We start from the raw sequence: 7,768 nt of genomic DNA, 5'->3' as shown, positions 1-7,768 counted from the left end.
ATGCGCTGCAACAAATGTCACGATCCGTCGATTGCCGCTCGTGGCGGCGCGCGGCTACTCTGCGCTCCGCCCTGATCGCCGCCGGCGCGTCGTTGCTGGGTGATCCGCCACCGTTCCCGTCCGCCCCGCGACCGGCGCCTGCCGCAGCCGTCCGGTACGGCTGCGGCTGCACCGATGGAGTCGTTCTCCTTGACGCCAATCCCGCTGTGCGTGGATCTGGACGGCACGCTGATCCGTTCCGATTTGCTGGTCGAGTCGTTCTTCCTGCTGCTGAAGCACCGGCCGCTGTGCCTGTTCCTGGTGCCGCTGTGGCTCTGGCGCGGCAAGGCGGTGCTGAAGTACGAGATCGCCCGGCGCGTGCAGCCCGATTACGCGCTGCTGCCCTATGACACCGCCTTCCTCGACTGGCTGCGCGCCGAGCATGCGCGCGGCCGGCCGCTGTGGCTGTGCACGGCCTCGCACCGGCTGCTGGCCGAGCCGCTGGCCGAACACCTCGGGCTGTTCGAGCGCGTGCTGGCGAGTGAGGACGGGCTCAATCTTTCCGGCGCACGCAAGCGCGAGCGTCTGGTCGCGGCGCTCGGCGAGCGCGGGTACGACTACGCCGGCAATGCCGCGATCGACCTCGAAGTCTGGCGCCACGCGCGGCACGCGATCAGCGTCGACCTGCCGGCGCGGCTGCGCCCGGAGCTGGCGCGGGTGGCGACGATCGAGCGCGAGTTCGCGCCGCGCCCGGCGGGCCTGAAGGTCTACGCGCAGGCGCTGCGCCTGCACCAGTGGGTGAAGAACCTGCTGATCTTCCTGCCGCTGCTGCTCAGTCACCAGATCGATGTCCGCGCCATCGCCGCGAGCCTGACCGCCTTCCTGGCCTTCGGCCTCTGTGCATCGAGCGTCTATCTGCTCAACGACCTGCTCGACCTGCCCTCCGACCGCCGTCATCCGCGCAAGCGTCAGCGGCCGTTCGCGAGCGGCGCGCTCGGGCTGGTGCGCGGCGCGCTGCTGATTCCGGCGCTGCTGGCGCTGGCGGGCCTGCTGTGCCTCGGCCTGCCGGCGGAGTTCTTCGGCATGCTGACGCTGTATTACGCGCTGACGGTCGCGTACTCGGTGAAGCTCAAGGAGTTCGTGCTGATCGACGTGATCGCGCTCGCCGGGCTGTATACCAGCCGCATCCTCGCCGGCGCCGCGGCGGTCAGCCTGCACAACTCCTTCTGGCTGCTGGCGTTCTCGGTGTTCCTGTTCCTGAGTCTCGCGCTGGTCAAGCGCTATGCGGAGCTGCGCGAGATGCTGCGCCGCGGCCGCGAGCGCGCCAGCGGGCGTGACTACAGCACGCATGACCTGGCGCTGCTGCAGACGCTCGGCATCGCCTCGGCCTACAACAGCGTGCTGGTGCTGGCGCTGTACATCAACAGCGACACCAGCCGCCAGCTCTACGCCCGGCCGGAGCTGATCTGGCTGCTGTGTCCGGTGCTGCTGTACTGGGTCAGCCGCGTCTGGCTGAAGACGCACCGCGACGAGATGCACGACGACCCGGTCGTGTTCGCGGTGCGCGATCGCGCCAGCCGCTGGCTGCTGTTCGCAACCGGGCTGATCGTGCTGGCGGCGGTATGACGGCGACACGGGCCTGCGCCGCCTCCTGGGGCCGGTATCCGCGCGTCGTGCAGCATGCCCGGCCGCTCACCGACCGCGATGCGCCGCTGCCGGCGAGCGACACGAGCTGGCTGCCCTACGGCAACGGCCGCAGCTACGGCGATTCCTGCCTCAACGACGGCGGCGGCGTGCTGCTCGCACGCGGGCTGGACCGCTTCATCGGCTTCGATCCGCAGAGCGGCGTGCTCGCATGCGAGGCCGGCGTGCTGCTTGCCGATATCCTCGCGCTGGCCGTGCCGCAGGGCTGGTTCCTGCCGGTGACGCCGGGCACGCGCTACGTGACCGTCGGCGGCGCGCTCGCCAACGACGTGCACGGCAAGAATCACCACCGCGCCGGCAGCTTCGGCCGGCACCTGCGTGGCTTCGAGCTGCTGCGCTCGGACGGCAGCCGCCGCTGGTGCAGCGCGCACGAACACGCCGACTGGTACGGCGCGAGCATCGGCGGCCTCGGCCTGACCGGGCTGGTGACGCGCGTCGAGCTGCAGCTGCGGCGCATCGCCAATCCGTGGATCGCCGGCGAGACCCTCCGCTTCGGCTCGCTCGCCGAGTTCGATGCGCTGTCGGCCGAATCCGATGACGACTACGAATACACGGTGGCGTGGATCGACTGCGCGGCCGCGGCCGGGCGCGGGCTGTTCATGCGCGGCAACCACGCGCCGGCCCTGCCGCGGACCCGGCCGGCGGCGAAGCCCGGCCGGCTGCGCGTGCCCTTCGTGCCGCCGGTGTCGCTGATCAACGGCCCGACGCTGCACGCATTCAACGCGCTGTACTACCACCGGCCGGTCGGCGGACGCGGTCGCACGCAGATCACGCATTACGAGCCGTTCTTCTATCCGCTCGACGGCATCGGCGACTGGAACCGCATCTACGGTCCGCACGGCTTCCTGCAGTGGCAGTGCGCGCTGCCGCCGGCCGCCGGGCTCGATGCGCTGCACGCGATCCTCGCGCAGATCGCCGCGAGCGGCAGCGGCTCGTTCCTCGCCGTGCTCAAGCGCTTCGGCGAGCTCGCCTCGCCGGGCTGGCTGTCGTTCCCGCGCCCCGGCTACACGCTGGCGCTGGATTTCCCGAACCGCGGCGCCGCCACCTTCGCGCTGCTCGACCGGCTCGATGCGGTGGTCCGCGAGGCCGCCGGCGCGATCTATCCGGCCAAGGACGCGCGCATGAGCGGCGCGCTGTTCCGGGCCGCGTATCCGCGCTGGCAGCGTTTCGCCGATTACCTCGACCCGCAGTTCTCGTCGAGTTTCTGGCGTCGGGTCATGGCCTGACGATGGCTGGACACGCAACCGCAATGACTGGCACATCCGGGAGCCGATGATGCGCAAGGTCCTGATCGTGGGCGCGACCTCGGCGATTGCCGAAGCCTGTGCCCGCCGCTTTGCCGCCGAAGGCGACGCGCTCTGCCTGTGCGCACGGCGCGCCGGGCGGCTCGACGTGCTGGCCGCCGACCTGCGCGTGCGCGGGGCAGCATTGGTCGCAGTTGAGGTGCTCGATGCCAACGATGTCGCCGGGCACGCCCCGATGCTCGATCGTGCGACGGCCGCACTCGGCGGGCTCGACACCGTGCTGATCGCGCACGGCACGCTGTCCGACCAGGCGGCCTGCGAGGCCTCGGTCGAACAGACGCTCGCCGAGATCCACACCAATGGCTTGAGCACCGTCGCGCTGCTGACCGAGCTTGCCGGGCGCTTCGAGCGCCAGCGCCACGGCACGCTGGCGGTGATCTCGTCGGTGGCCGGCGATCGCGGCCGGCAGAGCAATTACGTCTACGGCAGCGCCAAGGCGCTGGTCACGGCCTTCACCGGCGGCCTGCGCCAGCGGCTCGCGAAGGCCGGCGTCAACGTGCTGACCATCAAGCCCGGCTTCGTCGACACGCCGATGACCGCCGCCTTCCCGAAGGGGCCGCTGTGGGCGAGCGCCGATACGATCGCCGCCGGCATCGTCCGGGCGATCGAGCGGCGCAGCAGCGTCGTCTACCTGCCCGGCTTCTGGCGGCCGATCATGGCGATCATCCGCGCGATCCCCGAGCCGGTGTTCCGGCGCATCCGCCTGTAGGCCGAAGCTCCCCTTTCCTGCATTCCCGACCGGAACCGATCCCGATGGACAAGAACGACAAGATCGTCGTACTCGGCGCCGCCGGCCTCGTCGGCCAGAACCTGATCGTCGAGCTGAAGGCGCAGGGCTACCGGCAACTGGTGGCGATCGACAAGCACGCGCACAACCTCGGCGTGCTGGCGCAGCTGCATCCGGACGTGACCACGGTGCTGGCCGACCTCGCCGAGCCCGGCCCGTGGCGCGAACACCTGCGCGGCGCGGCGCGCGTGCTGCAGCTGCAGGCGCAGATCACCGGCAAGGAAGCGCAGCTGTTCGTGCGCAACAACCTGGATTCGACGAAGCTCGTGCTCGAAGCCGTGCGCGAGCATCAGGTGCCGTTTCTCGTGCACATCAGTTCGTCGGTGGTCAACTCGGTCGCCGATGACGACTACACCAACACCAAGAAGGCGCAGGAAAAGCTCGTGCTCGACAGCGGCCTGCCGTGCTGCGTGCTGCGCCCGACGCTGATGTTCGGCTGGTTCGACCCGAAGCACCTCGGCTGGCTGTCGCGCTTCATGGCGAAGGTGCCGGTGTTCCCGATCCCCGGCCACGGCCGCTACATGCGCCAGCCGCTCTATAACCGCGACTTCTGCAGGATCATCGTCAAGTGCATGGAGCGCGCTCAGCCCGGCGCGATCTGGGACATCGTCGGTGACACGCGCATCGACTACGTCGACATCATCCACACGATCAGGCGCGTCAAGGGCCTGAGGACGCCGATCGTGCACATCCCGTACACGCTGTTCCGCTGGCTGCTGCTCGGCTATGCGCTGTTCAGCGACAAGCCGCCGTTCACGGCCGACCAGCTGAAGGCGCTGACCGCCGGCGACGATTTCACCGGCGTCGACACCGAAGCCGAATTCGGCATCCGGCAGATGCCGTTCGAGGACGCGATCCGCGAAAGCTACTGCGATCCGCGCTACGCGCACATCGTGCTCGAACGCTGAGCGCGCGCACTCGCCCCCCTACCCGGAGAATCCTGCCCTCATGGCACACGTCATCGTGCTCGGCGCCGGCGCCATGGGCCTCGCCGCCGCGCATCACCTGCTGAAGGCCGGTCACACGGTCGAGCTCTTCGAAGCCGACCGGGTCGCCGGCGGCATGGCCGCGCATTTCGACTTCGGCGGCCTGAGCATCGAGCGCTTCTATCACTTCGTCTGCAAGGCCGACGCACCGACCTTTGCGCTGCTCGAAGAACTCGGCCTCGCTCAGGCCATGCGCTGGCGGCCGACGAAGATGGGCTATTTCTACGACGGCAAGCTGTACCGCTGGGGCGACCCGCTGGCGCTGCTCGCCTTCCCGAAGCTCGACCCGCTCTCGAAACTGCGCTACGCGTGGCAGATGTTCATGGCCACGAAGCGCACGGACTGGCGCGATCTCGACGGCATCAGCGCCGCCGAGTGGCTGCGTCGCGGCAGCGGCGAGCGCGCCTGGAAGGTGCTCTGGGAGAAGCTCTTCACGCTGAAGTTCTTCGAGCTGTCGGAGCAGGTCTCGGCCGCGTGGCTGTGGACGCGCATCAAGCGCGTCGGCACCTCGCGCAGGAGCCTGATGCAGGAGGAACTCGGCTACATCGACGGCGGCTCCGAGACGCTGGTGAAGGCGCTGGTCGCGAGCATCGAGCGCCAGGGCGGGCGGCTGCACCTCGGCACGCCGGTGCGCGAGGTCACGCTCGAAGGCGGTGCGGTGACCGGCATCGTCACGGCCGGCGGCGAGCGCGTCGCGGCCGGTCACGTCATCAGCACCGTGCCGATGCCGCTGATCCCGAAGCTGATCCCGGCGCTGCCCGAAGCGCTCAAGGCCCGCTACGCGGCGCTTCGCAACATCGGCGCCGTGTGCGTGATCCACAAGCTGCGCCGAGCGGTCACCGGCAACTTCTGGCTCAACACCAACGATGCGCGCATCGAGGTGCCGGGTCTGGTCGAATTCTCGAACCTGCGGCCCTTCGCCGACGGCACGCACATCGTCTACGTGCCGTACTACATGCCGCAGACGCATCCGAAGTTCGCGCGCGACGACGACTTCTTCGTGCGCGAATCCTTCGGCTACCTGAAGCTCGTCAATCCGCAACTCACCGACGCCGACCGCCTCGATTCGGCGGTCGGGCGCCTGCAGTACGCGCAGCCGCTCTGCCCGCCGGGCTTTGCGGCGATGCTGCCCGACATCGTCACGCCGATCCGCGGCCTGCAGATCGCCGACACCTCCTCGTACTACCCCGAGGACCGCGGCATCGCCGAGAGCGCGCGGGTCGCGCAGGAAATGGCGGCGAGGGTCGGGGCGTGAAGCGGCTCGCCCGCGTGCGGGACAACCCCTTCCTGCGTTTCCTGGTCGTCGGCGGCTTCGCGGCAGCGGCCAACTTCGGCTCGCGCTTCGTGTTCAGCCGCGGGGTGAGCTACGAAACCGCCGTGACGCTGGCCTGGTGCGTCGGCATCACGACCGCGTTCACGCTGTCGCGGCTGTACGTGTTCGAGGGCGCGCGCCACGGTTCCGTCTGGCGCCAGTTCGCCGGCTTCACGCTCGTGAACCTGTTCGCGCTGCTGCAGACGCTGGCGGTCAGCCTCGGGCTGCTGCACTGGGGGCTGCCGGCGCTCGGCATCGAGCGCCACGCCGAGGCGATCGCGCATGCCTTCGGCATCGTCGTGCCGATCTTCACGAGCTACTTCGGCCACAAGCACCTGTCGTTCCGCCAGCCGGCGCTCTGAGGCGCGTGGCCGGGTGCGATCGGGGGCGTCCGTACGTTTTTTCCTGATTTTCCCGAGGGGGGACTGGCAGTGGCAGACGTGGACAAGGGCACAGCGCTGCGCGACGAATACCGTGCGCGTTTCGCCGGGATGGACGAGTACCGGCTCGGGGTCTGGCGGATCATCTGCGGCGAGTACCTGAGCCGCTGGATCACGGCCGATGCGGCCGTGCTCGACCTCGGCTGCGGCTGGGGCGAGTTCAGCAACAGCGTCACGGCCGCCCGCCGCTACGCGATGGACCTGAACCCGGACGCCGAGGCGCGGCTGCCGGCCGGCACGCGCTTCCTGCATCAGGACTGCTCGCAGCCCTGGGCTCTCGCCGATGGCGAGCTCGACGTGGTGTTCACGAGCAACTTCCTCGAACACCTGCCGGACAAGACCGGCATCGAGCGCACGCTCGCCGAGGCCTGGCGCTGCCTGAAGCCGGGCGGACGGCTGATCTGCCTCGGGCCGAACATCAAGCATGTGCCGGGCGAGTACTGGGACTTCTGGGACCACCACATCCCGCTGACCGAGGCCTCGCTCGCCGAGGTCATGATGCTGCGCGGCTTCCACATCGAGCAGCGCATCGAGCGCTTCCTGCCGTACTCGATGTCGACCGGGCGCACGCCGCCGCTGGCCTTCGTGCGCTGGTACCTGCGCCTGCCGTTCGCGTGGCGCTTCTTCGGCAAGCAGTTCCTCGTCGTCGGCCGCAAGCCCTGAGAGGCAGGGAGGCACCATGTCGCTCGCGACCCTGCCGCTGCTGCCCGCCGCGCCGCGCGGCCTGCGCTACGGGCTGCTCGCGCTGCTCCTGACGGGCATCGCGCTGGCCAACTTCCACCTGAGCGGGCGGGCACCGGCCTCGGTGCTGCTCGATCCGTCGTGGTGTCAGGTGCTCGATGCCGCGGCGACGCGGGACTGGGTGTTCGGTCGCGACCTGATGTTCACGTTCGGGCCGTTCGGCTACCTGCACTGCGATGACGGTCTCGGCCAGCACGCCGGGCTGCGCTATGCCGCGGCGCTGGGGCTGGCCTTCGGTTTTGCGTATCTGCTCGTGCGCGGCGCGCTCGAGGCCGGTCCGCGCCTGGGCTGGCCGCTGCTCCTCTGGGGCGCGCTGCTGCTCGATGTCGAGGCGCGCGCCTATCTGGTCATCGCCTTCGGTGCGGTCGTGCTGCTGTGGCGCCGCGACGGTCCGTGGGCGGCGCTGCTGGTGACGGCGCTGCTCGCGCTGCTGTCGCTGGTCAAGTTCTCGTTCTTCGTGCCGGCGGCCTTTGCCGTGGCCGTGATCACGCTGACGCTCGCGAGCGGCCGCCAGC

At 69.7% G+C, this 7,768-nt stretch carries 8 protein-coding genes; all 8 read left to right on the top strand.

Annotation, left to right across the window (positions count from 1 at the left end):
* Nucleotides 1-174 precede the first annotated feature (174 nt).
* Nucleotides 175-1,605 (top strand): UbiA family prenyltransferase, encoded by a 1,431-nt coding sequence (locus PKE44_RS10230; RefSeq protein ID WP_324550730.1) that lies wholly within the window; start codon nt 175-177, stop codon nt 1,603-1,605.
* Nucleotides 1,602-2,909, top strand: a complete 1,308-nt coding sequence (locus tag PKE44_RS10225; RefSeq protein ID WP_324550728.1) for an FAD-binding oxidoreductase — start codon at nt 1,602-1,604, stop codon at nt 2,907-2,909. The genes PKE44_RS10230 and PKE44_RS10225 overlap by 4 nt, the downstream gene beginning before the upstream one ends.
* Nucleotides 2,910-2,958: 49 nt before the next feature.
* Complete coding sequence (locus PKE44_RS10220; protein ID WP_324550726.1) at nt 2,959-3,696, top strand: SDR family oxidoreductase; 738 nt, start codon at nt 2,959-2,961, stop codon at nt 3,694-3,696.
* Between the two features lie 44 nt (nt 3,697-3,740).
* Nucleotides 3,741-4,682 (top strand): NAD-dependent epimerase/dehydratase family protein, encoded by a 942-nt coding sequence (locus PKE44_RS10215; protein WP_324550723.1) that lies wholly within the window; start codon nt 3,741-3,743, stop codon nt 4,680-4,682.
* A gap of 40 nt (nt 4,683-4,722) precedes the next feature.
* A complete protein-coding gene (locus PKE44_RS10210) occupies nt 4,723-6,015 on the top strand; it encodes an NAD(P)/FAD-dependent oxidoreductase (protein WP_324550720.1) in 1,293 nt (430 codons plus the stop codon).
* Entirely contained in the window at nt 6,012-6,434 is a 423-nt protein-coding gene (locus PKE44_RS10205; protein WP_324550718.1) for a GtrA family protein, read from the top strand. The genes PKE44_RS10210 and PKE44_RS10205 overlap by 4 nt, the downstream gene beginning before the upstream one ends.
* A gap of 78 nt (nt 6,435-6,512) precedes the next feature.
* Entirely contained in the window at nt 6,513-7,175 is a 663-nt protein-coding gene (locus PKE44_RS10200; protein WP_324550716.1) for a methyltransferase domain-containing protein, read from the top strand.
* Nucleotides 7,176-7,191: 16 nt separating this feature from the next.
* On the top strand, nt 7,192-7,768 hold a 577-nt coding region (locus PKE44_RS10195), incomplete at its 3' end, for a hypothetical protein (protein WP_324550714.1).

Source organism: Plasticicumulans sp. (assembly GCF_035331805.1).
In the GTDB taxonomy this organism is placed as follows: Bacteria; Pseudomonadota; Gammaproteobacteria; order Competibacterales; family Competibacteraceae; genus Plasticicumulans.
The sequence above is the reverse complement of the archived record's forward strand: the minus strand, read 5'-3'. Positions and strand labels throughout refer to the sequence as shown.